This is a genomic window from Gordonia sp. Swx-4, from assembly GCF_030316175.1.
Classification (GTDB): Bacteria; Actinomycetota; Actinomycetes; order Mycobacteriales; family Mycobacteriaceae; genus Gordonia; species Gordonia alkanivorans.
Genome location: NZ_CP128197.1, coordinates 446,898 through 471,010, shown reverse-complemented (window position 1 = coordinate 471,010; position 24,113 = coordinate 446,898). Strand labels below are relative to the sequence as shown.

Genomic DNA, 24,113 nt, shown 5'->3' with positions numbered 1-24,113 from the left:
TTCAGAGTGCGTCGAGGTGTTGTGCGAGGCCGCCGGAGTGGATGAGTGACCGCAAGATGTAGTGGTTGAGGTTGCGGAAGCCCAACGCGATCCCGCGGAGGTGTTCCAGGCGGCCGTTGATCGCTTCGACGGGTCCGTTGGAGGCGCCGGTGTCGAAGTAGGCCAAGATCTCGGCACGCCGCGCCCATAATGATCGGCCGAGTTGGGCCAACTCTGCCAGCCCGGACGGAACGCCGGTATGAATCCGTTTGAGCAGCTTGTACATCGCGATCTTGCCGTCACGCTTGTTCTCCTGGCCGTAGGCGTTGATCAGCTCTTGGTAGATCGCGTAGGTGACCGAGACGGCCACGTGCTCCTCGTGAGCCTCCAACCCGCTACGTAGCCGGGCCTTCTGCTTGTCTGTCAGCAACGCGATCCGGGTCAGCAGTGGTCGGCGGATACCGTAGAGCGGATCACCCGTGCGGCCGCGGTGCCCACACGTATCGTGTTGCACGCGTTGACGACACACTGTGAGCTTCTCGGCGGCCAGATGGACCACGTGGAACGGGTCCATCACCGCCCGCGCCTTATCCAATGCCTCGGCGGTCGCGGTGCGATACCCGGTGAATCCGTCCATGGTGACCACCCGGATCCGGTCCCGAAAGGAGTCATCGCGGGCATCGAGCCAGTCCTTCAACGCCGCTTTGGACCGGCCGCCCACCATATCCAGCAAGCGCGCCGACCCGGTCCCATCCACAATCGGTGTGAGGTCGACCAGCACGGTCACGAAACTCGAATCACCATTGCCGCGAACATGTTTCCACTTGTGCTCATCAACACCGAGAACCCTGACACCGTCGAGTCGGCCAGGCGCCGAAGCCACCGTACGCGCCGCCTGCAACGCGAGGGCATTCACGGTGTTCCAGCCCAACCCGACCGACGCGGCGACCGCAGAGACGCTCATCTTGTCCAGAATCATCCGCCGAAGAATCCACGCGATCGTGCGGCGCGTCACCGCCGCGCGCGGCGCGACGATCGCCGAGATGTCGGCGCGAAAGATGCCCTGACCACACGCGCCGTTCTCGCAGGCGTAGCGCGGCACCCTCAGATGCAACCGGGTCGGATGGCCCACGATCGGTAGATCTGCCACCTCACGATCGACATGATCACGCAACCGACCCGCCCGCTCGCACCTCGGGCAGCTACTCTTCGGGGCCAAGACCTCGCAGAACAGGTGTGTGCGATCCTCGCCGTCGAGAGCGGCATCGGTGATCGTCACCCCGAGTTCGATCGTGCGGCAAATCGTGTCGGCAATGGCGCTACGCTGCAACGAGGGTCCTGTCGGTGTGAGTGATGAGGTGTAGGGGCTTTCATCTTCACACCACAGGACCCGCCCGCATCCCCGGCTCGCCGCCGCCGAACCCGACCTACATCTTGTGCCCGGTAGAACCCGTTCTACGCACCGTCAATCAGGAAGAGCCACTTAACTGCTTGCGCAGACATTCGAGAGGAGGACTTGAGCCATGACAGGTAGGCCGAAGAGGGCCCCTAGGTCAGTCGTTGATGAGGTTGTGTCCACACCTGAAGGGGCTCAAGGACTCGCCGCTGCCAGGTTGAGCAATGAGGTGATGAAGGTCTTGCTTCAAGCCGTCAAGGCCTCGGGGCTCAGCCAGCGCGAGTTGGCGGCCAGGGTCGGCGTGTCCGAGGCTCGTGTATCCCAGATCCTGAACGGTGACGGAAACATTCGGGTAGCTGCGGTGGCTCGGTACTTGAATGCATTGGGCTATACGGCTCAGATCTCCGCGGAGGCACATACAGACAAGAGTCTCCCTAGCCTCCCGATCCCTCCCCGCAAACGGGTGAAGCGCCGAAGGACAGCCAGGAGTCCGGAGCCATTTGACCCAGCCGTTCTCTTTAGCTCGCTGTATGAATCGAGCCAAGTCAAGAAGCAGAGTTCGATTGAGTGGCGAACCCCCAGAGAACGTCGAGGTGCAGACTTGGAACGGAGTTTCGCACTCTGGGACGTTAAGGATTCCGTGTACTCAGAGTCTGCTTCCCGATCGGTTCACAAAGAAAAGATTGGTGCGTGATGTCGGACGATGTGAGCGTCGACGATAAGTCCGACGGCGACCGTCGTCCGATTGATTCACTCGACGAGTTGGCAGAGATGGTCGAATCAACCCCATACCTGCTGTTCAACCTCACCGTTCTACGAACCGAACAAACTCAGCCGGAAGACACAGGCGACGACAATTCGGAGGACGACTCCGGAGATCCCCTAGATTGCGCCGTTCAGACAAGCGCGAGCCCGAACTACAGTCAGGTCAGGGCCAAAGTCGTATCGCGTACATCAGATGGCGAGGTGCGGCTTGACTTCGGGGTGCAGTTCCATTGGGAGGAACCGGTCGAAATATCCTCAGAACTGGCGCGCGATTTCGCTGAGGCCTACGCGATTCCGCACACGGTAGCGCGGGCCGCATTCCTCCTAGATGAAGTGCGCCGAACGCATGACATCCTGGTGGAGGAGGTTCCGTTCCAGTGGACTCTGCCGTATTCATTTTCGAACTTGCGACGCGAGGGAGAAGGCCAGACTGAAAGGCCTTGAGCGTAGGCCCCAATCGCTTGCTCTTCTGCAAGGGCGGGGATGGATTCCCGACTCAAGGCCCTGCTGGCGATGATCGTCTCAGGGCCTCCATCATTAACGGAGCCGAACCGGATTGCAGAGCCGTCTAAGGTTTGTGTACCCACGAATCCGTGTTCCACAGATTGACCTTCGCCCCTGTACGAGTGTCTATCCAGAAGCGGACACCCTTCGGGTGGCAGAAGGTTCTACCCCATCCCGGTCGACCCACGACACCATTGCCCGTTATCGCGTCACGGCCAGCACTCGTGGCCCCCTGCCCATCGGGCAAGCGGCTGGGTCTGGCACCGATGAGCGGTTGATCAGGCCACCCCTCGGTGGCCTCGGAGCACGGCCGAGGACTCTGCTACGTGCCGTCAGTCGGTTTACGTCGGACTGTGCAAGAGCGACGAGCGCACGGATGCGCTTCGTGCCCGGGCGCGGAGTCGAACTGAGGGGGACCCATTCGATGGTCCAGTCGCTATGCGGCTTGAGGTTGGTGGGTCGTGGTCCACTGTAGGGCGAACTCGGCGGGGGTGAGTCCGTGGTGGGCCGAATGGGGTCGGTTGGCGTTGTAGTCGATCCTCCAGTCTTCGATGATGACCCGGGCTTCGCGCAGGGAGTCAAAGCGCCAGGAGTTGAGCAGCTCGTCGCGCAGGCGGCCGTTGAACGATTCGATCCAGGCGTTCTGCCACGGGGAGCCGGGGTCGATGAATAGTGATCCGGTGCCGTTGAATCGGCACCAGTCGTTGACGGCGTGAGCGACGAATTCCGGTCCGTTGTCGAACCGCACGTAGCACGGTGGACCATGTATCAGGGCCAGGCGGTCGAGAACGTCAACCACGCCATCGGCGTTGATGACGCGGTCGACGTGGATCACCAGGGCTTCGCGGGTGAACTCGTCGATCACGTTGAGCATTTTGATGGTTCGGCCGTCGGCGGTGGTGTCGAATTGGAAGTCCATCGCCCAGATCACGTTCGGCCGGATTGGGCACATCGCCCCAACCGCGGTCCCGATTCCGGTGAGCCGTTTCTTCCTGCGGCGCTGGGGAACTCGCAGCCCCTCCTCACGCCACAGGCGGCGGATGCGTTTGTTGTTGACCGTGAAGCCCGCTTTGCGCGCGGCGATCGCGGCGCGTCGCCAGCCCCAGCGGGGCCGGTCGGTGGAAAACCCACGTAGCCAGGACCGCAGCTCGGCTTCCTCCGCGGTGATCGGCGCTGGGTGCAGTCGCATCGTGGAGCGGTGGATGCCCACCACAGCACATGCTCGCCGCTCAGATACCCCGAACCGCTCACGCAGCATCGTCACGGCGCTGCGCTTGCGGTTCGGGGTCAGAAGTTTCCCGACGAAATCTCCTTGAGCATGTCGATATCGAGGGCCTGGTTGGCGACCAACTTCTTGAGCCGAGCGTTCTCAGCTTCGAGTTCTTTGAGGCGTTTGACGTCATTGGCCTTCATGCCCCCGTACTGGGCCACCCAGCGATGCCAGGTCGACTCTGTGACCTCCAGATGCCGGCACACCTCAGCCAACTCCTGCCCGGTCCCGAGGAGCTTGTTGCCCTCGGCCAGCTTGCGGATGATCTGATCCGGCGTATGCCGCCGGCGCTTGCTACCTGCCATGTCGTCGTCGATTCTTCCTGCCCAAACACTCGGGCAACAGAGTCGCACAACAACTGGACCACTACGAAGGGCCCACCTCAGAACCGCGCTGATGGAACCGTCCCGGGCTATCCCAGGAGCGTCTTAGTCGTGCCGGCCGACCGCGGCACAGCACGCCGCGGCAGCGAGAGGGATGAGGTAGAGCGCGCTGAGCGCGGATGCGGCTGTCAGAGCCACCGATACGATTGATGCGCGGCGCATCGGAATGAGCCTCCGGTGTGTCCGAGGCCCTGGAAGGTGTTGCAGCACCCGCCAGGGCCGACTTATGTCATCGACACGGGTTGGAGAACCCGCTGTACATGGCCGAGGACGCGGGTGCCGCCGACCTCATCGCCGGCGGGCGTCTGCAACTCGGCATCAGCCGTGGATCGCCCGAGCAGGTCCTCGAGGGTTACAAGTACTTCGGCTACGTCCCGCCGGAGGGTTCCACCGACGCCGACATGGCCCGCCAGCACACCGAGGTGTTCCTCCGCGTCATCGAGGGCGGCGGCTTCGCCCGCCCCAACCCGCGGCCCATGTTCCCGAACCCGCCCGGACTGCTGCCGATCGAGCCGCAGTCACCCGGCCTCCGCGACCGCATCTGGTGGGGTGCCGGCACCCGTGCCACCGCCGAATGGACTGCGCAACAGGGCATGAACCTGATGTCGTCGACGCTGCTGACCGAGGACACCGGCGTCCCGTTCCATCAGTTGCAGGCCGAGCAGATCCACCGTTTCCGCAAGGCATGGGCCGACGCCGGCCACCCGCACGAACCGCGGGTCTCGGTGAGCCGCAGCATCTTCGCACTCGTCGACGACCGTGACCGGGCCTACTTCGGACGCGGCGGCGACGAATCCGACCAGGTGGGCGTCATCGACAACAGCGTCGCGCGGTTCGGTCGCAGTTATGCCGACGAGCCGGACAAGCTCATCGAGCAGCTCCGCGAGGACGAGGCGATCGCCGCGGCGGACACCCTGCTGCTGACCGTGCCCAACCAGCTCGGCGTCGAGTACAACGCTCATGTCATCGAGTCGATCCTCACCCACGTCGCGCCCGCGCTCGGCTGGCGCTGACCGAGAACACCCAAATCGCCACGCGACCGGCCGCACTGCCATAACGTCACGGACGATCCCCATCCCCGTTCCGAGGAGTACTCACCCATGTCCGAAGTGATCGTCGTCGCCACCATCTCGCCGAAGCCGGGCGAGGAGCAGGCCGTCCGCGACGCGGTGCTGGCCGCCATCCCCGAGGTGCACAGCGAGCCCGGCTGCGGCAAGTACGCACTGCACGAAGCCACTGGCGACTCCACCGATCTGGTCATGATCGAGCGCTGGGAATCCTTCGAGGCGCTGGCCACCCACGGCGGCGCACCGGCGCTGACCGAGCTCGGCAAGAAAATCGGGCCGCTGCTGGCCGGCCCGCTCGACGTGAAGACGTTCTCCGCCGTTCCCGCAGGTGACGCCGACAAGGGCGCGATCTGACCCGCTGAACCGACGACGCCCTCGCCCCCGATCCCGACCGGGCGAGGGCGTTCGCATCTTCGCGCCTGTTGATTCAGCGGACAGGTGCGTGCTAGACCTGTATAACGATCGTTAGATAAAGTGATGGGCGCCATGCCGGGTCCGCACTGGTTCGCGACACCACACGGGGAGGAAACCTCTATGCCCGAAGCCGTCATCGTCGACGTCGTCCGCCTTGCATCCGGGAGGGGCAAGCCGGGCGGCGCCCTGTCGGAGACCAAGCCGGTCGAGCTGCTCGCCCACGTGCTGCGTTCACTCGTCGAGCGCAACGACATCGACCCCGCGATCGTCGACGACGTGATCGGCGGCTGCGTCGGCCAGGCCGGCGAGCAGGCTCTCAACATCTCGCGTTCGGCCCTGCTGTCGGCCGGTTTCCCCGAGTCCGTCCCCGCGACGACCGTCGACCGCCAGTGCGGTTCGAGCCAGCAGGCGGCACACTTCGCCGCGCAGGGCATCATCGCCGGCGCGTACGACGTCGTCATCGCCGCCGGTGTCGAGTCGATGAGTCGCGTGCCGATGGGCTTCTCCACCGCAGGCCGCAGCCCGTACGGTCCCAGCATCGCGGCCCGTTACCCCGAAGGGCTTGTCAACCAGGGCATCTCGGCCGAACTGGTCGCCGCCAAGTGGAAATTCGACCGTGCGGAACTCGACGCCTTCGCCGCCCGGTCGCATCAGCGCGCCGCGGCCGCCGCCGCCGACGGCTTCTTCGACCGTGAGGTCCTGCCGATCGATGTGGTCGACGCCGAGGGCAAGACGTTCACCCACAAGGTCGACGAGACCGTGCGCGCCTCCACCACCGCCGACGGCCTCTCCGGCCTGAAGCCGTCGTTCTACAACGAGGCGCTGGCCGAGCGGTTCCCCGAGATCAACTGGCACATCACGCCGGGCAACTCCTCGCCGCTCACCGACGGCGCGTCGGGCGCCCTGATCATGAGCGACACGATGGCGTCGAAGTTGGGACTGACCCCACGCGCCCGCTTCCACTCGTTCTCGGTTGCCGGCGACGACCCGATCTTCATGCTGACCGCGCCGATTCCCGCGACCCACAAGATCCTCGAACGTTCAGGCCTGTCCATCGACGACATCGACGCCTACGAGGTCAACGAGGCGTTCGCGTCGGTGCCGATGGCCTGGGCCCAGGAGTTCGGCGCCGATCCGGCCAAGCTGAACCCGCGCGGTGGCGCCATCTCGCTGGGTCACGCACTCGGCTCCTCCGGCACCCGCCTGCTGAGCACCCTGGTCAACCATCTCGAGGTCACCGGCGGCCGCTACGGTCTCCAGACCATGTGCGAGGGCGCGGGAATGGCCAACGCCACCATCATCGAACGTGTCTGACGCAGCGAAAGCCGCTGCCGGGAAACGGTTCACGGTCGACACCGAGGGACTGGACTGGCGACGGCGCGACAACGTGCCACTGCCGACCACCCTGGACGCGGCGAAGCGCGCCTTCTACGAGCGCGGGTTCCACGGCACCTCGATCCGCGACATCGCGTCGCGCGCCGGGGTTTCACTACCGACGCTCTACTACCACCACGACAACAAACTCGGCATCCTCGTGGAGTTGCTCGAAGCGGCGATGACGTCGGTCCTCGCCTGGGTCGGAGCAGCGATCGAGGAAGGACGTACGCCGAGCGAGAAGCTGTCGAACGCGATCGAGTCCATCGTCCTGCACATGACCAGCGATCTCGAGTTGGCCAGTGTCGCAAGCGAGTTCCGTCATCTCGATCCGGAGGACCCGCGGCGCGAGCCCTACATCGCGATGCGGACCGAGACCGAGAACATGCTCGCCGACGTCATCCAGGCAGGCCTGGACTCGGGCGAGTTCCGATTCGACCAGGACGTCAAGGACCTCCTGCGCTACCTGTTCGGCGCCTGCCAGGCAGTCACCACCTGGTACCGCCCGTCCGGTGCTCGCACACCCGCAGAGGTCGCGGCATCCTACGCCCTGATCGCACTGCGGGTCGTGGGTGCGCAGAGTACGAAGAACGACGACTGACACCACTGTTTCCGGTCCACGAAAGGGAGAAAGTCCATGAAACGCAAGATCTTCGAAGACGAGCACGAGGCCCTGCGGGTAACCGCGCGCAACTTCTTGATCCGCGAGTGCGGTCCGTACAACGAGGAATGGACCAAGGCCGGTCAGGTCGACCGTGAGATCTTCAAGAAGGCCGGCGACGCGGGCCTCCTGGGCTTCAACATCCCGGAGGAGTACGGCGGCGGCGGCGCGATGGACGACTTCCGCTTCAACGCGGTCGTCGTCGAGGAGTTCGCCAAGTTCGACGGTGCTGCACCCGGCCTGAGCCTCCAGAACGACGTCGTCGCACCGTACTTCGTGCACCTTGCCAACGACGAGCAGAAGAAGCGTTGGATGCCGGGTATCGCCACCGGTGAGACGATCCTCGCCGTAGCGATGACCGAACCCGGTGCCGGTTCGGACCTCGCCGGCATCAAGACCTCGGCGAAGCTGGAGGGTGATCACTACGTCCTCAACGGCAACAAGACCTTCATCTCGTCGGGTATCAACTCCGACCTCGTGGTGGTCGTGTGCCGCACCAACCCGGACCCCGCGGCCGGCCACAAGGCGTTCTCGCTGCTGGTCGTCGAGCGCGGCATGGAGGGCTTCGAGCGCGGTCGCAAGCTCGACAAGATGGGCCTCAAGGCGCAGGACACCGCCGAGCTGCACTTCAACAACGTGCGCGTCCCGGTCGAGAACCTGCTCGGCCAGGAGGGCATGGGCTTCTACCACCTCATGCAGAACCTCCCGTCCGAGCGTCTGTCGATCGGCATCGGCGCGATCGCCGGCGCACGCGCGATCTTCGAGGAGACCCTGCAGTACACCAAGGACCGCAAGGCATTCGGTCGTCCCATCGGCACCTTCCAGGCGAACCGCTTCACGCTCGCCGAGATGGCCACCGAGCTGGACATCGCCGAGGTCTACATCGACCGCTGCCTCCAGGGTGTGCTCGACGGTGAACTCGACGCCATCGACGCCTCCAAGAACAAGTGGTGGTGCACCGAGCTCGCCAAGCGTGTCATCGACAGCTGCCTGCAGCTGCACGGCGGCTACGGCTACATGAACGAGTACCGCGTGGCCCGCGCCTACACCGATGCCCGCATCCAGACGATCTTCGGTGGCACCACCGAGATCATGAAGGACATCGTCGGCAAGAGCCTGGGCGTCTGATCCTCAGGACACGAACCAGGCCGGTGGCTCACGCGAAATGCGTGGGCCACCGGTCTTTTTCGATCACTGACCGTGGTCGGCGCCCGTGGCCATCAGAAGCTCGACGACCTGCGCAACCGCCGTCCGGGAGCGGGGCCGCGAGAGGGCCTCGTACACGCGTGCCGCGCGAACGCCCTTGAGTTCCAGCCGCTTCACACCCGGGTGACGGACCGCGAACCGCGGCATCAACGCGATCCCGTGGCCGCCGGCGACGAGGGCCTCGATGGTGGTGAAGTCCAGCATGCGCTGGGTGACACGCGGCGCCACCCCCGTTACCGCCGAAATGGATTGCAGCACATCGTCGACCGGGAACCCACCCTCGACGCTGATCCAATCGTGCTCGGCGAGCTCGGACACCGCCACCTCGTCGGCGTCGGCGAGCGGACTGTCGGCGGGGACGATCACGTCGACCGGCTCGCGCATCAGCTCGGCAACCCACACGCGCGACTGGTTGACCGCAGGTGTCCGCTCGTCCCGGTGTGTCACGACGACGTCGAAGTCGGCGAGAGCAGGTGCCGCATCCGGATATCCGACGTCGAGGTGGAAGGCATGCACCTCGATCCCGGATTCGGCGGCGCGATCGAGGACGGTCGGCAGCAACAGTGTCGAACCCGACGGGAACATCGCGAGCCGGACGCGGGCCCGGCCCGACCGATACGACGCCATCTCCTCCTGGGCCCGTTCGACGGCGGCGATCACCTCGTCGGCGCGCAAGACCAGCGCGCGGCCCGCCTCGGTCAGCCGGATGCGCCGACCGTCGGGTTCGAACAGCGGGACGCCGGCCTCGTCGGCGAGGACCTTCAGTTGCTGTGACACCGCCGACGGCGTCATGTGCATCGCGTCGGCGACCGCACCGATCGACTCACGATCGGCGAACTCACGCAGCAATCGCAGTCGGCGGACCTCCATGGGCCAAAGGTACCGACAAACCGGTCGGGTCCTGCTCAGGTGCGAGGTGAGCCGAGCCGCCGACAAGGAATGTCTCCGCCCCCGAATCGGTTGTGCCGATCATGGCAACACAAGACGTGACCCTGGAAACCTTTCAACCCACCATCGAGGCCGACGGCATCGTGCTTCTCGACTTCTGGGCGAGCTGGTGCGGCCCGTGCCGCATGTTCGGCCCCGTGTTCGAGAAGGCCTCCGAGTCCCACACCGACATCTTCTTCGGCAAGATCGACACCGAGGCCGAGCAGCAGCTCGCCGGTAGCCTCGGCATCCAGTCGATTCCGACGCTGATGGCCTTCCGTGACGGCATCCTCGTGTTCAACCAGCCCGGAGCGCTCCCCGCCGCACAGCTCGAGGAGCTCATCGGCGCGGTCGAGGCTCTCGACATGGACGACGTCCGGGCGAAGGTCGCCGCAGCACAGCAGTGACCCACGATGCACGTGGGACGGATTGTTCAGATGATCTGAACAATCCTTCCGCTTAAATTCGATTGTCCTTCATCGCGCCGCCTCGGACGATGGTGGTCATGTCCACTCGTGACCGGTTGCTCGCCCTCTGCGTCGTGTTCTTGTGGGGACTGAACTTCGTCGCGATCCACTTCAGTCTCGAACACTTCCCGCCGTTCTTTCTGGCAGCGCTGCGCTTCGCCGTCATGGCGATCCCGGTCATCCTGTTCGTGCGTTTTCCCAAGGTCCGCCTCAAGTGGTTCCTCGTCTACGTGGCGGGGTTCGGGACCGTGCAGTTCATGTTCCTGTTCCTGGCGATGAGCCTGGGGATGCCGGCCGGACTGGCCTCGCTGGTGTTGCAGACGTCGGCGCCCTTCACCGTGGTTCTCGGCGTGCTGTTCCTGCGTGAACGGATGACGGTCGCACAGGTGGTGGGCCTGATCGTCGCAGTCGGCGGCATGGGCCTGATCGCCGTCGACCGCGCGACCGGCAGCGACATCGGCGTGGCCGCGCTCCTCCCGATCGGCCTCACCATCCTCGGTGGCCTCAGCTGGGCGATCGGCAACATCGGTGGCCGTCTCGCCCAGCCCGACGACTCCTTCCGCATGACCATGTGGATGGCCGTCGTCGCGACTCCGCCGCTCTACCTGGCGAGCCTGATCATCGAGGGACCGTCCGCCGGCTTCGACGCGCTGATGACGATCGGCACGGAGACCGGCCTGCGCGCCCTCGGCGGACTCGTGTACCTGGCCGCCCTGGGAACCCTCGTCGGCGCGGGCCTGTGGACTGTGCTCCTGAGCCGCAACGACGCGAGCCGGGTGTCGCCGATGTCGCTGCTGGTGCCCGTCGTGGGGATCAGCGCGTCGTTCGCCTTCCTCGGCGAGGTCCCGACCGTCGGTGAGATCGTCGGTGCGGTGATCGTCGTCGGCGGCTGCGCGGTCGGCGTGATGGCCCGGCCGCGGTCGCGCAGACGTCAGCGGGTTGCGGCCGAGGCCGCATCCACGAAGCCGCCGACCACGACTACAGCCACCACGAGCACGGCGACCACGAACACGGACTCGGCGGCCGACGTCGACCTGGCGTGCGCGGCGACTGCAGCCCGCGACCGCTAGCCGGCAATCGACCCCTGGTCAGCGCGGGGCGACTCGTCGAGGGCTCGCCGGACCTCGGCGCACATCCGGTCCACCGCCGCGCGGGCGCCGGAGCTGATCAGGGTCATGTTGATGAAGCCGTGGATCAGCGATCCCTCTCGGCGCAGCGTCACGGGTACACCCGCCTCCTCCAGCTTCTTCGCGTAGGCGAGGCCCTCGTCGCGGAGTGGGTCGAACCCGGCGACGATGACGTGTGCCGGCGGAAGGCCGCTGAGGTCGTCGGCGAGCAGCGGCGAACAACGCGGGTCCTTGCGTTGTGCGACATCCGGCACGTAGCGGTCGTTGAACCAGTGGATTCCGTCCAGGGTCAGGAAGTACCCGTTCGCGAACTCACGACGCGAGGGGGTCTCCGCGGTGGCGTCGGTGACCGGGTAGATGAGCAGCTGGAAGACCGGTGTGACCGGCTCGTCGCGGACGAGTCGGGAGACCACGGTCGCGAGGTTTCCGCCCGCGCTGTCCCCGGAGACGACGATCCGCGCGGGATCGAGACCCCACCGCGGTGCCGTGTCCACGGCGAAATGCCAGGCCGCGACGGCGTCGTCGACTCCGGCAGGGAACGGATTCTCGGGTGCGAGCCGGTACTCGACCGACAGCACGTCGAGTCCGGTGCCGTGCGCGAGCCGACGCACGAAGGTGTCGTGGCTGATCCGGCTGCCGGTGACGAACCCACCGCCGTGGAAGTAGACGACGAGCCCGTCCGACTCGGTCGACGAGCGGTAGCGCGTGGCCGGGATCGGACCGGCCGGACCGTCGATGACCAGGTCTTCCTCGACGGCCATCGGCGGCAGTTTCTCGGCCATCGCGGCGCCGAGCTCATCCGTACTGGCGCGCGACTGGTGGACCTCACCCGCGAACGGATTCGACCCCGGGACGTGCTCGGTGGACCAGCCGACCGCGACGAATTCCGGTGCCACCCGCTCACCATCGGAGTTGACGGGCGCACGCCGGCCGAGAACCGCCATCGCGGCGTCGGGAATCCTCGCCGCGGCGAGTAGCACGCCACGTTGGATTCGTGCGGGCAGGGACAGGCGGAGATAAGTGTCGCGGCTCACAGTCGCCGAGCCTACTTGCTGGTCGCCTGTCGGCACGAGCAACCCGGGCATCCGCCCTGTGGAACACTCGTGGCCATGCCCGACCGTCCATCGTCTGCCGGATCCGCATCTCGCCCGAGCACCCGTGTGCCCGCCCGCACCTCGGTCGCGCTGGCCGCGGCCGCAGCGGCTCGCTGGGCATCGCGCACCGCGGGCCGCGGCAAGGGTTCGATGATCGGCGGCCTCGTCGCCGCCAAGATCGATCCCGACATCATGCGTCGTCTCGCCGCCGGCAAACGCTCCGCGATCATCACCGGCACCAACGGCAAGTCGACGACCACCCGGATGACCGCCGCCGCGATGGCCGAGCTCGGCGAGGTCGCCACGCAGGCCGACGGCGCCAACATGGACGCCGGCATCATCGCGACCCTCACCCTCAGCCGCACCGCGCCACTGTGCGCGCTGGAGGTCGACGAACTCCACGTACCGCACGTCAGCGACGCGGTCGATCCCGAGGTGCTGGTCCTGCTGAACCTGTCGCGCGACCAGCTCGACCGGGTCGGCGAGATCAACCTGATCGAGCGCAGGCTTCGCGAGGGCATCGCCCGTCACCCGTCGACCACCGTGGTCGCGAACTGCGACGACGTCCTGGTCACCTCGGCCGCCTTCGACGCGCCCGACGTGGTGTGGGTGGCCGCGGGCGCCGGCTGGGTCGGCGACTCGGTGAGCTGTCCCCGCACCGGCGAACCGATCGTGCGGTCCGGCGACGGTTGGCAGTCGACCGGAGACGAGAACTTCCGTCGACCCACGCCCGACTGGTGGTTCGACGACGAGAACATCTACGGCCCCGGCGGCTTCTCCGCTCCCCTGACCCTGGCCGTCCCCGGCCGGGCCAACCGCGGTAACGCAACGCAGGCGGTGGCCGCCGCCGTCGCGATGGGCGCGGACCCGGGCAAAGCCGTCGCCGCGGTCGGGACGGTCGGCGAGGTCGCCGGTCGTTACGGCGTCCACCAGGTCGGGAACCACTCCGTCCGTACGCTTCTCGCGAAGAACCCGGCCGGCTGGCAGGAGGCCCTGTCGATGATCGACCAGGACGCCGACGGCCTGGTCATCGCGGTCAACGGACAGGTTCCCGATGGCGAGGACCTCTCCTGGCTGTGGGACGTGCGATTCGAGGCCTTCGAGACGATGCAGGTGGTCGCCGCCGGCGAGCGGGCCGCCGACCTGTCGGTGCGCCTGCTCTACGCGGGCGCCGAGCACACCACCATCCCAGACCCGATGGCGGCGATCGCCTCGTGTCCGCCGGGACGCGTCGAGGTGCTCGCCAACTACACCGCCTTCCGCGATCTGGGTATCGCCATGGAACGCGCGGCACGTGCACGAAAGGCCGAACAGTGAGCGAGTCGACGCTGCGGATCGGGCTGGTCCTGCCCGACGTCATGGGCACCTACGGCGACGGCGGCAACGCCCTCGTCCTCAAGCGTCGCGCCATCATGCGCGGAATCGACGCCGAGGTCGTGCACATCACGCTCGACGACCCGGTACCGGACTCCCTCGACGTCTACACCCTCGGTGGCGCCGAGGACTACGCCCAGCGTCTGGCCACCCGACACCTGACCCGCTACCCCGGCCTGCAGCAGGCCGCGGCGGCGGGACGCCCGGTCCTCGCGATCTGCGCGGCCATCCAGGTGCTCGGCCACTGGTACGAGACCTCGGCCGGTGAACGGGTCGACGGCATCTCGCTGTTCGACCTGACCACCGCACCGCAGGAGAAGCGCAGCATCGGCGAACTGGTCACCGAACCGACGCTCGCCGCGCTCACGCAGCCGCTCACCGGCTTCGAGAACCACCGCGGCGGAACAACGTTGGGCTCCGATGCCAAGCCGCTCGGACGTGTGAAGCACGGCGTCGGCAACGGCGTCGGCGACGGCACCGAGGGCGTCGTGCAGGGCAGCGCGCTCGGCACCTACATGCACGGTCCGGCGCTGGCTCGCAACCCGGAGCTCGCCGACCACCTACTCGCGACCGCGATGGGCGTCGAATCGCTTGCGCCGCTGGACCTCCCGGAGGTCAGCCGGTTGCGCAAGGAACGCCTCGCCGCCGGCCGGCGGCGGTAGGCACTCACTCCCCCGGCACGATCCCCGCGGACTCCGCCGCGGCTTTCAGCACGTCCACGAGCATCTCGACGGTCAGCCGTCCGGTGAAGGTGTTGTGCTGACTCACGTGGTAGCACCCGAACACCTCGAGGACCGCGTCGCCGCGGGTCAGGATCGTCGACGCGCCGTGCCCGAACTTCGGCGCCGGCCGCGGCACCGTCCAGCCGAGCGCGCCGAACGTGCGCAGCGTCGACTGCCAACCGAAGGCGCCCAGCGTGATCACGGATCGCGCCGTCGGAGCGAGCAATTCGAGCTCACCGTGCAGCCAGTGCGAGCACCGGTCCCGCTCCTCGACCGTCGGCTTGTTCTGCGGCGGAGCGCAGTGCACGGGCGCGGTGATCCGGGTGTCGAACAGTTCCAGCCCGTCGTCCATCGACACCGAGTGCGGCTGACTCACCAGGCCCGCGAGATACATGGCGGAGAACAGGAAGTCACCGGACTGGTCGCCGGTGAACATCCGGCCGGTGCGATTGCCGCCGTGGGCGGCCGGCGCGAGACCCACGATCAGCAACCGCGCATCCGCCGGTCCGATGCCCGGGACCGGCCGTCCCCAGTACTCCTGGTCGGCGAACGCCCGACGCTTCTCACGGGCCACCTGTTCGCGCCACTCGACGAGCCGCGGGCATGCGCGACAGTCGATCAGCAGCGCATCGAGCTCCGCGAGGTCACGGAATCCCGGATCACGAGAGTGCCGTCGGGTGCCCATATCCGACAGTAACCGCGAGCGGCGGTGGAGCGATCAGTCCAGTACGACGCAGCGTTCGCGCGTGCGGTCGACCGCGAACCAGCCGCGTTCGAACTCCTGCCATTGCTGCAGGTGGGCGCGCGACCCCTCGCCGTCCCGTGCGACGGCCCGCTCCAGACGCTCGGCCTCGGTTCCGCCGTCGAGCCACAGGGCGTGGGTCAACCGGTCGGCGATGCGACGCCGCGCCGACGACACCCCTTCGATGATCAGCAGCGGCTGCCACTCGATCCACACCGGCGGCCCGGGCGTCGCGACACCGTCGCGCCACACCCGAGGCCGATAGCGGTAGTCCCATCGCCGGACGAAGGAATGCAGCACATCGGCTTCCAGTTCGGGCCACCAGGCGACCGGGTCGTCCCAGGAGGCGAAGTCGTCGGTGCGCACCAGCGTCACCCCGGCGCCCCGCTCACGCAGTTGCGCGACCAGTAGATCCGCGACCGTCGACTTGCCCGCTCCCGACGGTCCGTCGATGGCGACGATGCCCGAGTCGAGCTGCCCGGCGAGTTCGGCGACCCGCGCACCGATCTCGGGGGCGACGCGGTCGGCCGCCGTCACCGCACCGCCACACCCGCGGACAGACCCGGCGGGAACGTGGTCAGTGGTGCGGTGATCGGCGCCTCCGGGACACGGGTGACCGCGGTCCGCCCGGTCCGCAGGTACTCGGCGATGGCGGCGTCGAGCGGCCGGTTCGCACGGCCCAACTGACCGTGGTCTCCCCCGCCGACGGTGATCAGGTGGCTGTCCATCTGCCGCCGCATGACCAGGCTTCCGCGGTACGGCGTCTGGGGATCGCCGATGCTCTGGATCTGCAACGGCCGTACGGCGAGGCCCCGATTCCGGATCTGGATCGGGCGGGTGACCGGAGCCGCTCCCGCACAGGCCATCCCCGACCGGTAGACGAATCCCGGCGCCTCGAACGGGTCGGCGGTGACGTAGCCGGTGATGAACGCCGGGAGGCTCATCGACGGGTCGGCCGGCACCTGGTTCTCGTTGCACAGGACGATCCCCTGCATGTCCTGTGAGACCGTCGCAGCTTCGAGAACCGTGGGTGGGGGCTCGGCGAACTTCCGGGCGGTACCGGCCGTCATCATCGCGATGACCGGCCAGAGGTTCCGATCGGGCGCAAACGCCCGCGTCAGGATCAGGAGTCCCGAGTTCGCCTGCACCGAACCGGGTGTCAGCAGCGTCGCAACGAAGTTCTCGAACCGTGCACGCGCATCCGCGGTCAGGTCGGTCCCGGCGATGTACTGGTCGGCGACGGCGCGAAGCCCCGGCGGAACGTCCCCGACCCGTGCCGGTGGCGCGACCAGAGACGGCGGGACGCCCGCCTCGGCGCTGACACGGTTGCTCCACTTCCGGTACACGGCAAGCGGAGTGGCACCGAGATGGTAGATGCGATCGTTCCGGGCGATCCAGGCCATCATGGCGTGGACGCGGGCCTTGTAACCGGGGGTCTGCGTATCCAGGAGTGCGTTCCACACGACGCCGGGATCGAAGCCGGAATCGAGGACCATGCGATCCACCCGCTGGGGGAACAGCGTCGCGTAGGTCGCGAAGAGCAACGTCCCGTAGGAGATGCCGTACAGGCTGATCGCGGACTCGCCCAGCGTCCGACGGACCACCTCGATGTCGCGTGCGGTGTTCTCCGTGGTGAGGGTCGACCCGACACCCGGCGTTTGCCGTTCGCACCGATCTCGATTGAGTTTCCCTGCGGCGGTGAAGGTTTCGGGCTCCGATCCGGTGATCGGGTCACACTTGAGCGGAGTGCCCGACACCAGCCCACGCGGCTGCACCGCAACGAGATCCCACTGATCGCGCACCTCGTCCGGCACACGCAACTGGCTGAACATCGCGATCCCGTCGCCGCCGGGGCCTCCCGGGTTGCCCATCAGGACACCGCGGCGCTGCGCCCGATCGCGTGCGGGAACACGGCTCACCAACAGCTCGATGGTGGGCCCGTTCGGCTTGGCGTGATTCAGCGGGACCTCGACCGCGGCACACCGGACGCTCGCCGGCACGCCGTGCACGGCGGGACATGACGTCCATTCCAGCTCGGGCACCGCAGCCCCGGCGGGAGCCACGACCCGTGCCGTGTCCGCCAGGCCGGCGACGGCGACAGCGGCCACCCCCGCCGCGATCACCCGGACTCGTCGACGCCCCCGCTTCAGCGATATCACTCCCCGACCTTAGCCGGGCTCACGAGGTACGCCCGCGTTCGGTTCCTCAGGCGAGAATCCGGCGCCCGGACAGGGCCCGGCCGAGGGTCAGTTCGTCGGCGAACTCGAGGTCGCCGCCCATCGGCAGACCCGACGCCAGGCGCGTCACCGACAGCCCGGGGAAATCCTTGAGCATGCGCTGCAGGTAGGTGGCGGTGGCCTCGCCCTCGGTGTTGGGGTCGGTCGCGACGATCACCTCGCTGACGTCGACGCCGTCCTCCTGATTGGCGAGCCGACGCAGCAGCTCGCGGATACGGAGTTGGTCGGGCCCGATCCCCGACAACGGATCAAGGGCCCCGCCGAGCACGTGGTAGCGACCGGTGAACTCCTTGGTCCGCTCGATCGCGTGCACATCCTTGGGTTCTTCGACGACGCAGATCTTGGTGGCATCGCGTCGCGCATCCGAGCAGATCCGGCACAGCCGGTTCGCCGACACGTTTCCGCATTCGGCGCAGAACACGACGTCGTCGCGCACGCGTCCGAGCGCGGCGATCAGCCGGTCGATGTCGGACTTCTCCCCCGCGAGCAGATGGAAGGCGATCCGCTGCGCACCCTTGGGACCGAGCCCCGGCTGTTTGGCCAGTTCGTCGATCAGATCCTGGATCGGTCCTTCATACATCGCGTGCCCGGGTTCTCTGGTGTGGTGGGAAGGATCGCGCGGCGGGCGCGATCAGCCGCCGAGCCCGGGGATGCCGCCGCCGAGGCCTCCGGCCAGCGGACCCATCTTCTCGCTCGTGATCTGCTCACGCTTCTGCGACAGGTCGGCGAGCGCGCCGAGCAGCAGATCCTGCAGGGTCTCCACATCCTCGGGGTCGACGACCTTGGGGTCGATGGACACCGCGGTCACCTCGCCGGTGCCGTTGCCGGTCACGGTGACCAGGCCGTTGCCCGCGCTCCCGACGATCTCCGCCGCGGCGATCTCGTTCTGTGCCGACAGGAGCTTCTCCTGCATCTGCTGCGCCTGGGCCAGCAGACCCGCCATCGGGTTCTCGCCGCCCTGGCCGCCGCCGAACAATGCGCTGGGATCGAATGGTTGCGTCACGCCGTCCAGGGTAGCCCCCGGGTCAGCGCAACAATCGATCGACATGCGCGGCGATGTCGTCGACGCTCACCTCGTCGACCGGGCTGATCTCGAAGGACAGCACCTCGTCGCCGAACAGATGACCGGCTCGTCGTGTGAGAGAGAACTCGAAACGGTCCTCGACCCGCCGCCACTCGACGATCCCGCCGTAGATGGGCGCACTCGCCCCGGTGGTGACGCAGTGTTCGTCGGCCCGGGGGCCGCCGGTGAGATCTCGCTGGATCTGGAAACACGCCAGCGACTCGTCGTCGATGAACACGACGGCCTCGCAGCCCAGGTCGGGGTGTCGTTCGTACGACGCGCGGATGGTCACGGTCGCCAGGGTACTTCTGCCGCCCGCCCCGAGGTCAGCCGCCGAAATCCACCAGGGGCGGCATTTCAGGACACCACCGAGCGACGGCTCACGAACCGGCGCTCCGTCCCGTCGAGCGGGTCCGTGAACTCGAGGGCGTGTGCGACGAGCCGCAGAGGGGAAGAGAAGTCCCCGTGATCGGCCCGTTCCGCGAGCTCGGGGCGTACGTCGGGATACAGCGGATCGTCGACGATGGGCACACCCAGGGACGACATGTGCAGCCGCAGCTGGTGCGTGCGTCCGGTGTGCGGCACCAGCCGGTAGACGCCGCCACGGTCGGTCTGTTCGACGAGGGTGACGTCGCTGATGGCGTTGACCGGCCCGTCGACGACGCGGGCCCGCAGGTCACCGGCGGTTTTTTCGATCCGGTCGCGCACGGTGACGGTCTCGGTGAGTCTCTCGTCGACCGGCGCCAGCGCGCGGTACTCCTTGCGCGCCAGCCGGGAGGCGAACAGGTCTTGATACGCCGCCCGGACCTCGGGCCGCAGCGTGAAGAGCAGAACACCGGCGGTGAGCCGGTCCAAGCGGTGGGCCGGCGAGATCGTGTCGCTGCCCAGTTCGCGGCGGAGTCGTACCAGCGCGGTCTGCGTCACGTGACGACCCCGCGGCATGGTGGACAGGAAATGCGGCTTGTCCACGACGACGATGTTCTCGTCGCGGTAGAGCACCGGGACGTCGAACGGGATCGGGACCTCGTCGGGCAGGTCGCGGTACAGGTAGAGCGAGACGTTCACCCGCGACGGCGCGTCGAGGTCGACGGGCTGCCCGTCGGCGTCGACGATCTCGCCGGCCGCGGCACGCGCGTGCAACTCCTCGATCCCGAGATCCGCGAGGCTCGGCGACGCCAGCAGTGCCTCGGCGACGGTGCATTCCGGCCCGGACCGCAGCACCACCCGTGTCGAGTCGACGCCGTCCCGGATCGGGAGCGGCGAAGGCCGCGCCCGCCCCCTCCTGCGCGGGGTCAGTTCTCGAGGCGCTTCTTGAGATTGCCGAGCACCTCGGCCTGAATGCGGTTGAGCCCCTTGGGCGCGAAGGTCTTCTCGAAGAAGCCGCCGATGCCACCGGCACCCTTCCAGGTGGTGGTGGTCGTGACGCGCGAACCGCTGCCCGACGGGGCGACCGTGTAGGTCGTCACCATCGTGGAGTTGGCGTCGCGCTCGGTCACGGTGTCCGGGGTCACGCTGACGGTGACCTGGACGTCACGCTGCCGCTTCTCGGTGGCCTGCAGGATCCAGTGCACGACGGTGCCGTCGCCGTTGCCGCCGCTGATGACCTTGTAGTCGCGGTAGTGGGCCGGGAGGATCGCCGGACGCACCTCGGTGTAGTCGGCGAGGGCTCCGATGACGGCGTCCGGGGCGGCGGTGATGTCGATCGACTGCGATGCGGAAACCTGACCCACGATGGAACACTCCTCGGGACGAAACGATTGGCGGGCGAACTGATCAAGTCCTAGGCTAACCGGGTGAGCTCTGGCTTGGAGATGGGGGGACAGGCATTTGACCAGGGGGTGTCCGCCCTACTGGCCAGCTATCGTGCCATCCCCCCGAACGCGACCGTGCGCCTTGCGAAGAAGACGTCGAACCTCTTCCGTAAGCGCGCAGCCAATCCACATCCCGGACTGGACGTCTCCGGACTCGACCGGGTGATCTCGGTCGATCCCGATGCCCGCACCGCCGACGTCGCCGGGATGTGCACCTACGAGAACCTGGTCGCGGCGACCCTGCCCTACGGTCTGGCACCACTGGTGGTCCCGCAACTCAAGACGATCACCCTCGGCGGCGCGGTGACCGGCCTGGGTATCGAGAGCACGTCGTTCCGTTCCGGACTGCCGCATGAGTCGGTGTCGGAGATCGACATCCTGACCGGCGACGGCGAGATCATCACCGCGACGCCCACCAACGAGCACGCCGACCTGTTCTTCGGCTTCCCGAACTCCTATGGCACGCTGGGCTATTCGGTCCGTCTGCGCATCGAGCTCGAACCGGTGAAGCCCTACGTCGCGTTGCGGCACGTGCGATTCACCTCGATCGCCGAGCTGCAGGCGACGATGGAGACGATCGTCACCGAGAAGACCTACGACGGCGAACAGGTCGACTACCTCGACGGAGTCGTGTTCTCCGCCCACGAGTCCTACCTCACGCTCGGACGCCAGACCGACGAGAAAGGCCCGGTCAGCGACTACACCGGGATGGACATCTACTACCGGTCGGTTCAGAACAAGACCACCGACCGTCTCACCATCCACGACTACCTCTGGCGCTGGGACACCGACTGGTTCTGGTGCTCACGGGCGTTCGGGGCACAGAATCCGAAGATCCGCCGCTGGTGGCCGAAGCGCTACCTGCGCAGCAGCTTCTACTGGAAGCTGATCGGACTCGACCAGCGCTGGGACATCGGCGACCGCCTCAACGCCCGCAAGGGCCTCCCGCCGGGCGAACGGGTCGTGCAGGACATCGAGGTGCCGATCGAGCACACCACCGACTACGTCGAATGGTTCCTGGACAACATTCCGATCGAACCGATCTGGCTGTGCCCGCTGCGCCTTCGCGAACCGGCCCTGCCGGGTTCGGATCCGGTGCGCCCGTGGCCGCTCTACCCGCTCGAACCGCAACGCGCCTACGTCAACGTCGGCTTCTGGTCGGCCGTGCCGGTCACCCCGGGCGATCCCGGGCACACCAACAAGATCATCGAACGCAAGGTCGCCGAACTCGACGGCCACAAGTCGCTGTACTCGGAAAGTTTCTACGAGCCGGAAGAGTTCGACGAACTCTACGGCGGAGAGAGTTATCGGCTCCTGAAGAAGCGGTACGACCCCCGCGGCCGCCTTCTGGACCTCTATGCGAAAGCGGTGAAACGCCAATGACGACATTCAAAGACGCACCGATCGGTGCGGACTCCCATTCGGGGAAGATGTCCCTGTCGGAGATCTTCGAGACCCTCCTGGGCGGCAACCTGTCCATCCGGATCTCGGCGTACGACGGCAGCAGCGCAGGCCCGGCCGACGCCCAGTACGGCCTCAACCTGAAGACTCCGCGCGGCACCACCTACCTCGTCACGGCGCCCGGCGATCTCGGTCTGGCCCGCGCCTATATCGCCGGTGACCTCGAACTCATCGGCGCACACCCCGGCGATCCGTACCCCGCGCTGAAGGCGCTCGCGAGCGATCTGGACTTCCACCGTCCGTCGCCGCTGGCCCTGGCACAGATCGCGCGCTCGCTCGGCATCGAACACTTCAAGCCGATCGCCCCGCCGCCGCAGGAGGCCGTACCGCGCTGGCGCCGTTTCGCGGAGGGCCTGCGCCACAGCAAAGCTCGTGACGCCGAGGTCATCCACTACCACTACGACGTCTCGAACACCTTCTACGAGTGGGTCCTCGGCCCGTCGATGACCTACACGTGTGCGGTGTACCCCGACCACGACGCGTCGCTCGAGACCGCCCAGGACAACAAGTACCGCCTCATCTTCGAGAAGCTGCGCCTCAAGCCCGGTGACCGGCTCCTCGACATCGGTTGCGGCTGGGGCGGAATGGTCCGCTACGCCGCCAAGCGCGGGGTGCACGCGATCGGCGCGACGCTGTCGGCCGAGCAGGCGGAGTGGGCCCAGAAGGCCATCGTCGACGAAGGACTCTCGGACTTCGCCGAGGTGCGTCACAGCGACTACCGCGACATCACCGAATCCGGTTTCGACGCGGTCTCGTCGATCGGCCTGACCGAGCACATCGGCGTCGGCAACTACCCGGCCTACTTCGGTTTCATGCGCGACAAGCTGCGACCGGGCGGAATGCTGTTGAACCATTGCATCACCCGGCCCGACAACGCGAGCCGCAGCAAGGCGGGTTCGTTCATCGACCGCTACGTCTTCCCCGACGGGGAGCTCACCGGCTCGGGCAAGATCATCTCCAAGCTCCAGGACATCGGCGGCATGGAAGTGCTCCACGAGGAGAACTTCCGCGAGCACTACGCGATGACCCTGCGCGACTGGAACGCCAACCTCGTCGAGCACTGGGACGAGGCCGTGGCCGAGGTCGGCGAGGGCACCGCCCGCCTGTGGGGCCTGTACATGGCGGGATGCCGGATCGGCTTCGACCGCAACATCATCCAGCTCCATCACGTGCTGGCGACCAAGCTCGACGACCGCGGCGGCCATCAGGTCCCCCTGCGGCCCTGGTGGAACGCCTGAGCCTGCTCGACCAACGAGACCCCGTCGGATGCCCGGCGGGGTCCCGTCGTCGAGGTCCCGGGATTGTTCAGGCCAGGGCGGCTCAGACCAGGGGGACGTCGACGATCGGCCGGCGCACGTCCGCGCCCGGGCCGTCGAAGTGCCACCATTCGCCGGAATAGACGGTCAGTCCTCCGTCGGCCATCGCCTGGCGCAATCGCGCCCGAGCAGCCTGCGCCGGCGCCGAGACCCCCTGTGTCGCATATGCGTTCGCACGCGGGGTAAACGAGTCGAAGTCGGTGCCCATGTCGACGCGACAGAGGTTGCCGATCTTGCGCGGGGCCGGACAGCCCGGACTGCGGACCGCCAGGGTGACGTCGACCGAACGACCGGTCTCATGGCTGGTCGAGTACGGACCCGGGGCTGCGACCCACGCCGGGTCGGGGACCTTCTGGAACATCTTCTGCTGCACCGAATGCGGCCGGTAGCAATCCCAGAACACCAGCGTCTGACCCCCGGCCCGAAGTTTCTGGGCCGCGGTCCTCAGACCCGGCGCCATCGACTCGTGCACCAGACAGCGAGCATCCGGCGGATACAGCCGCTCACCGACGAAGTTGTCGGTCGTCGCGTAGCGCAGATCCAGCACTGCGTCCGCGACGACGCTCTTCACGTCGACGAGGCCGACCGCGCGTGTCTGCCGGTCGACGGAGTGCCTCGGCGTCGGCGACGGCGAGTCGACGGGAGCCGCCTCGGCACATGCCATCGACAACGTCAGCGCCGCAGCCATTGCTGCCGGCGCCGTGGTCAGACGTAGGACCGATCGGATCTGCATCTCTGCGTTCTACCAGCCCT

At 67.1% G+C, this 24,113-nt stretch carries 25 protein-coding genes and 1 pseudogene; 13 read left to right on the top strand and 13 right to left on the bottom strand.

The features are described 5' to 3' along the window. Position 1: 1 nt before the first annotated feature. On the bottom strand, positions 2-1,309 hold the full coding sequence (locus PWF70_RS02075; protein ID WP_006358292.1) for an ISL3 family transposase: 1,308 nt from the start codon (positions 1,307-1,309) through the stop codon (positions 2-4). Between the two features lie 193 nt (positions 1,310-1,502). Here PWF70_RS02075 and PWF70_RS24085 point away from each other — a divergent pair, with 193 nt between their 5' ends. Both PWF70_RS24085 and PWF70_RS02070 read left to right on the top strand, forming a co-directional pair. Next, entirely contained in the window at positions 1,503-2,069 is a 567-nt protein-coding gene (locus tag PWF70_RS24085) for a helix-turn-helix domain-containing protein (protein WP_081790164.1), read from the top strand. Further along, entirely contained in the window at positions 2,066-2,584 is a 519-nt protein-coding gene (locus PWF70_RS02070) for a hypothetical protein (protein WP_155832246.1), read from the top strand. Before PWF70_RS24085 ends, PWF70_RS02070 begins: the two co-directional genes overlap by 4 nt. A gap of 496 nt (positions 2,585-3,080) precedes the next feature. Here the strand turns inward: PWF70_RS02070 and PWF70_RS02065 are convergent. Further along, a protein-coding gene (locus tag PWF70_RS02065; protein WP_085950464.1) for an IS3 family transposase occupies positions 3,081-4,219 on the bottom strand; the annotation gives its coding sequence in 2 pieces (ribosomal slippage) (positions 3,081-3,949 and positions 3,949-4,219; 1,140 coding nt in all). Between the two features lie 323 nt (positions 4,220-4,542). Here PWF70_RS02065 and PWF70_RS02060 point away from each other — a divergent pair. From PWF70_RS02060 to PWF70_RS02040, 5 genes and pseudogenes are all read left to right on the top strand, one after another. After that, positions 4,543-5,310, top strand: a pseudogene (locus PWF70_RS02060) (LLM class flavin-dependent oxidoreductase); the annotation flags it as partial. Positions 5,311-5,397: 87 nt separating this feature from the next. Further along, positions 5,398-5,718, top strand: a complete 321-nt coding sequence (locus PWF70_RS02055; RefSeq protein ID WP_035754434.1) for a putative quinol monooxygenase — start codon at positions 5,398-5,400, stop codon at positions 5,716-5,718. Between the two features lie 180 nt (positions 5,719-5,898). Next, positions 5,899-7,092 carry a thiolase family protein gene (locus PWF70_RS02050; RefSeq protein ID WP_035754433.1) on the top strand — a complete coding sequence of 398 codons (1,194 nt, stop codon included), beginning with the start codon at positions 5,899-5,901 and terminating at the stop codon, positions 7,090-7,092. After that, complete coding sequence (locus tag PWF70_RS02045; RefSeq protein WP_286352821.1) at positions 7,085-7,753, top strand: TetR/AcrR family transcriptional regulator; 669 nt, start codon at positions 7,085-7,087, stop codon at positions 7,751-7,753. Before PWF70_RS02050 ends, PWF70_RS02045 begins: the two co-directional genes overlap by 8 nt. 36 nt (positions 7,754-7,789) lie before the next feature. Next, positions 7,790-8,941: an acyl-CoA dehydrogenase family protein gene (locus PWF70_RS02040; protein WP_035754429.1), complete on the top strand. Its 1,152-nt coding sequence runs from the start codon at positions 7,790-7,792 to the stop codon at positions 8,939-8,941. Between the two features lie 63 nt (positions 8,942-9,004). Here the strand turns inward: PWF70_RS02040 and PWF70_RS02035 are convergent, their stop codons facing one another. Further along, the gene (locus PWF70_RS02035; RefSeq protein ID WP_006358974.1) at positions 9,005-9,889 is read right to left on the bottom strand and encodes a LysR family transcriptional regulator; all 885 of its coding nucleotides are present in this window, start codon (positions 9,887-9,889) and stop codon (positions 9,005-9,007) included. A 101-nt stretch (positions 9,890-9,990) separates the two neighbouring features. On the opposite strand from PWF70_RS02035, the gene trxA reads away from it, so the two are divergent. Next, entirely contained in the window at positions 9,991-10,353 is a 363-nt protein-coding gene (gene trxA / locus PWF70_RS02030; protein WP_006358973.1) for a thioredoxin, read from the top strand. Positions 10,354-10,451: 98 nt separating this feature from the next. Next, positions 10,452-11,483 (top strand): EamA family transporter, encoded by a 1,032-nt coding sequence (locus tag PWF70_RS02025; RefSeq protein ID WP_035754491.1) that lies wholly within the window; start codon positions 10,452-10,454, stop codon positions 11,481-11,483. Here the strand turns inward: PWF70_RS02025 and PWF70_RS02020 are convergent. Then, positions 11,480-12,574 carry an alpha/beta hydrolase gene (locus tag PWF70_RS02020; RefSeq protein ID WP_006358971.1) on the bottom strand — a complete coding sequence of 365 codons (1,095 nt, stop codon included), beginning with the start codon at positions 12,572-12,574 and terminating at the stop codon, positions 11,480-11,482. The genes PWF70_RS02025 and PWF70_RS02020 overlap by 4 nt on opposite strands. Positions 12,575-12,649: 75 nt before the next feature. Between PWF70_RS02020 and PWF70_RS02015 the strand changes: the two genes are divergently transcribed. Beyond that, a complete protein-coding gene (locus PWF70_RS02015) occupies positions 12,650-13,951 on the top strand; it encodes a MurT ligase domain-containing protein (protein WP_075863644.1) in 1,302 nt (433 codons plus the stop codon). Further along, on the top strand, positions 13,948-14,670 hold the full coding sequence (locus PWF70_RS02010) for a type 1 glutamine amidotransferase (protein ID WP_035754427.1): 723 nt from the start codon (positions 13,948-13,950) through the stop codon (positions 14,668-14,670). The genes PWF70_RS02015 and PWF70_RS02010 overlap by 4 nt, the downstream gene beginning before the upstream one ends. A 4-nt stretch (positions 14,671-14,674) precedes the next feature. Here PWF70_RS02010 and PWF70_RS02005 read toward each other — a convergent pair whose 3' ends face one another. The 8 genes from PWF70_RS02005 to PWF70_RS01970 form a co-directional block, all read right to left on the bottom strand. Beyond that, positions 14,675-15,415: a uracil-DNA glycosylase gene (locus tag PWF70_RS02005; RefSeq protein ID WP_035754425.1), complete on the bottom strand. Its 741-nt coding sequence runs from the start codon at positions 15,413-15,415 to the stop codon at positions 14,675-14,677. A gap of 33 nt (positions 15,416-15,448) precedes the next feature. Then, positions 15,449-16,009 carry a uridine kinase family protein gene (locus PWF70_RS02000; protein WP_006358967.1) on the bottom strand — a complete coding sequence of 187 codons (561 nt, stop codon included), beginning with the start codon at positions 16,007-16,009 and terminating at the stop codon, positions 15,449-15,451. Next, entirely contained in the window at positions 16,006-17,595 is a 1,590-nt protein-coding gene (locus PWF70_RS01995; protein ID WP_075863561.1) for an alpha/beta fold hydrolase, read from the bottom strand. The genes PWF70_RS02000 and PWF70_RS01995 overlap by 4 nt, the downstream gene beginning before the upstream one ends. An 82-nt stretch (positions 17,596-17,677) precedes the next feature. Next, positions 17,678-18,289 (bottom strand): recombination mediator RecR, encoded by a 612-nt coding sequence (gene recR / locus PWF70_RS01990; protein WP_006358965.1) that lies wholly within the window; start codon positions 18,287-18,289, stop codon positions 17,678-17,680. Between the two features lie 51 nt (positions 18,290-18,340). Beyond that, positions 18,341-18,757 carry a YbaB/EbfC family nucleoid-associated protein gene (locus PWF70_RS01985; protein WP_286352820.1) on the bottom strand — a complete coding sequence of 139 codons (417 nt, stop codon included), beginning with the start codon at positions 18,755-18,757 and terminating at the stop codon, positions 18,341-18,343. After that, positions 18,735-19,064, bottom strand: a complete 330-nt coding sequence (locus PWF70_RS01980; protein WP_006358963.1) for a hypothetical protein — start codon at positions 19,062-19,064, stop codon at positions 18,735-18,737. Before PWF70_RS01980 ends, PWF70_RS01985 begins: the two co-directional genes overlap by 23 nt. Positions 19,065-19,129: 65 nt before the next feature. Continuing rightward, positions 19,130-19,996, bottom strand: coding sequence for a pseudouridine synthase (locus PWF70_RS01975; protein ID WP_035754418.1), 867 nt, complete (start codon positions 19,994-19,996; stop codon positions 19,130-19,132). Positions 19,997-20,064: 68 nt separating this feature from the next. Continuing rightward, on the bottom strand, positions 20,065-20,502 hold the full coding sequence (locus tag PWF70_RS01970) for an SRPBCC family protein (RefSeq protein ID WP_075863560.1): 438 nt from the start codon (positions 20,500-20,502) through the stop codon (positions 20,065-20,067). Positions 20,503-20,583: 81 nt separating this feature from the next. On the opposite strand from PWF70_RS01970, the gene PWF70_RS01965 reads away from it, so the two are divergent. Both PWF70_RS01965 and PWF70_RS01960 read left to right on the top strand, forming a co-directional pair. After that, positions 20,584-21,966: an FAD-binding oxidoreductase gene (locus tag PWF70_RS01965; RefSeq protein WP_075863643.1), complete on the top strand. Its 1,383-nt coding sequence runs from the start codon at positions 20,584-20,586 to the stop codon at positions 21,964-21,966. Next, on the top strand, positions 21,963-23,282 hold the full coding sequence (locus PWF70_RS01960) for a class I SAM-dependent methyltransferase (RefSeq protein ID WP_006358959.1): 1,320 nt from the start codon (positions 21,963-21,965) through the stop codon (positions 23,280-23,282). Before PWF70_RS01965 ends, PWF70_RS01960 begins: the two co-directional genes overlap by 4 nt. Before the next feature lie 82 nt (positions 23,283-23,364). Here the strand turns inward: PWF70_RS01960 and PWF70_RS01955 are convergent, their stop codons facing one another. Continuing rightward, positions 23,365-24,093, bottom strand: coding sequence for a M15 family metallopeptidase (locus PWF70_RS01955; protein WP_006358958.1), 729 nt, complete (start codon positions 24,091-24,093; stop codon positions 23,365-23,367). Between the last annotated feature and the right edge of the window lie 20 nt (positions 24,094-24,113).